Source organism: Pseudactinotalea sp. (assembly GCF_048594945.1).
Lineage (GTDB): Bacteria > Actinomycetota > Actinomycetes > Actinomycetales > Beutenbergiaceae > Pseudactinotalea.
Window position 1 is genome coordinate 1 of sequence record NZ_JBMDXJ010000135.1, and the last position, 2403, is coordinate 2403.

Annotated in this window: 2 protein-coding genes; one reads left to right on the top strand and one right to left on the bottom strand. The window is 70.7% G+C overall.

Features of this window, described 5'->3' with window-relative positions:
* A partial coding sequence (locus ACOJSN_RS06405; protein ID WP_420111677.1) for an SLC13 family permease occupies positions 1-928 on the top strand: 928 nt, incomplete at its 5' end.
* A gap of 46 nt (positions 929-974) precedes the next feature.
* Here ACOJSN_RS06405 and ACOJSN_RS06410 read toward each other — a convergent pair.
* A partial coding sequence (locus tag ACOJSN_RS06410) for an FAD-dependent oxidoreductase (protein ID WP_420111678.1) occupies positions 975-2403 on the bottom strand: 1429 nt, incomplete at its 5' end.

A 2403-nucleotide genomic window follows, 5' to 3' on the forward strand; every position in this document is an offset into this window, starting at 1 on the left:
CTCCGCGATCGTCGGCGGCGCGCTCGCGCCCACCTCCATCGTCGGCATCACCGTGATGTCCGTGGCGCGCTCGGCCGACATCCCCTACAACCCGGCTCTCATGTTCGCGCTGTCCATCGGCATCAACGCGCTCGTCGTCGCCGTCGCCTTCTTCATGTTCGGCGGGCGCGAGCTCATCGAGCGCACCCGCGCCGCGGGCGCTGGTGGCGGCGCCGAGGGCGTCGTCGGGGCCGACGGGAGCGGCGCCGGCGGCGGTGTCGCCGTGGACCAGCGCACCGACGCCCCCACGAAGACCGAGCGCAAGCCGCTGACCGCCATGCAGCTGCTCGTGCTGGTCTCGATCCCGCTGCTGATCGTCTCGTTCTTCCTGCTCACCCTCGCCGAGGTGGACATCAACCTCGGCGTGGTCGCCCTCGTGATCGCCGTCGCGATCGCGCTGATCGACCCGAAGATCGGCAAGAGCGCGATGAAGCGGATCGACTGGAACACGATCCTGCTGCTGGGCGGCATCATCACCTACGTGGGCGTGCTGACCCGCCTCGGCGCCATCGACCAGCTCGGCGAGGCCGCCCGCTCCGTCAGCTCCCCGCTCGTGGCCGCCTTCGTGATCTGCGTGATCGCGGCGCTGGTCTCCGCCTTCGCCTCCACCATCGGGATCATCGGCGCGCTCGTCCCGCTCGCCGTGCCGCTGCTGGTGCCCGGCGGCGGCCTGGAGATGACCGGGTTCATCTACGCCCTCGCCATCTCCGCGTCGCTCGTGGACTGCGCACCGTTCGGCACGACGGGCGCGACGATCGTCGCCTCGACCGTGGAGGAGCACCGGGCTCGGGTGAACCGGAACCTCACCCGGTGGGGACTGTCGATGGTGATCATCGGGCCGGTGGTGACGCTGGCGACGATGGTGGTGCCGTTCATGATCGCGGGGTAGGCGCGGGGCGGCAGCCACAGCAGGGCAGTGAGGCGACGAGGTCGTCTCACCGCCCTGCGACGTGCTGCGGGTCCCGATCCACTCTCCAGGCGACCACCCTCGAGCCACGACGCCCAGGCTCCGACGGCACGACCAGTCGCAGGGAGTCCACCGACAGCGGCCCGTCGAGTACGGTCGCCCATCGTCTCTCTCGGTTCTCCTCGACCGAGGCGAGCTCGCGCCAGGTCCCTTCGCTCCGTGCCTCGATCCGCGCCTCGCGCACCAGCGTCTCCATCACCTCCGGCTCGGTCCGGTGGTGGTGAAGATTGATCAGATCCTGGTTCACGTCGTCGTCGAAGACGACCTCCATGCGACCGATCCGCACCGGCTCGGGCCAGCTGAGCTCGACCCACGGCTGCGGGTCCTCGCTGGTGGCCGCGGACACCCACAGGTTCGGTCCGCCGTAGGGTCGGGCGAACCCGCCGCGCACCTGGTCGGCGCGGAACGCCTGCGTCGGGGCGATGGCGCGGAAGCAGATCCCGCGCCCGTGCACGGTCTCCTTCCAGTCGCGCCACTGCTCCGTGTACCGCTCGTCCTCGGGCATCTCGCGGTGGATCATGGTGACGGTGCCCGGCTCCGCGCCCACCCCCTCGTGCACGGCCAGCTCGGGGTTCGCGTGCAGAATCACAACACCGTTCTGCGCCGTTCGTGGCTCCCAGACCAGCGGTAGGTGCACCCACGACCGGCCGGGCTCCACCGTCACGTGCACGTCGGCCACCTGCTCGGCAGGCAGGTAGTTCTGCGGGGCGGAGGTGGCGTGCAGCGACGCCCGGAGCTCCGTGGCCTCGACGGCGTCGACCAGCACCTCGATCCCGTCCAGCCGAGGATCCACCGGCAGCACCAGTCCCAGGTCATCGGTGAGCGACACGAGACCCGCGCTCAGGGTCGAGGCGAGCGTCGTCTTCTCGGAGGAGGCCCTGACGGTGGCCTGGAGCGCGAGGTCGGCCGGATCGTCGTTCTCCGCACCCAGCACCGAGGCGTCCGCCCGCACCAGTGCACGACGCAACTGGTGGGCGTGCTCCCCTGCCAGCGCCGACGGGGTCACCTCCAGCTCCTGGGAGAGGGCCGCGCCGATCCCGGCGGCCTCGCCGAGCACGGCGCAGGTGGCCATCACCCGGGTGGAGCCGAAGGCGACATGGCTGGCGGAGATGTTCCGCCCGGCCATCCACATGTTCGTGACGTTCCTCGAGAACAGGCAGCGCAGCGGGATGTGGTAGCTCCCGTCGGGGTGCCAGTGCCTCGAGCCGGCCTCGGTGGCATACACGCCGCCGGCAGGGTGGAGATCGATGGACCAGCCGCCGAAGGCGACCCGGTCCTCGAACTCCCTCTGCTCCAGCACGTCCTGCTGGGTGAGGACGTGCCCTCGCACGAAGCGACGGTACTCGCGCTTGCCGGGCACCGAGCCGACCCACTCAAGGGTGAGGTTCTCGGCGTCG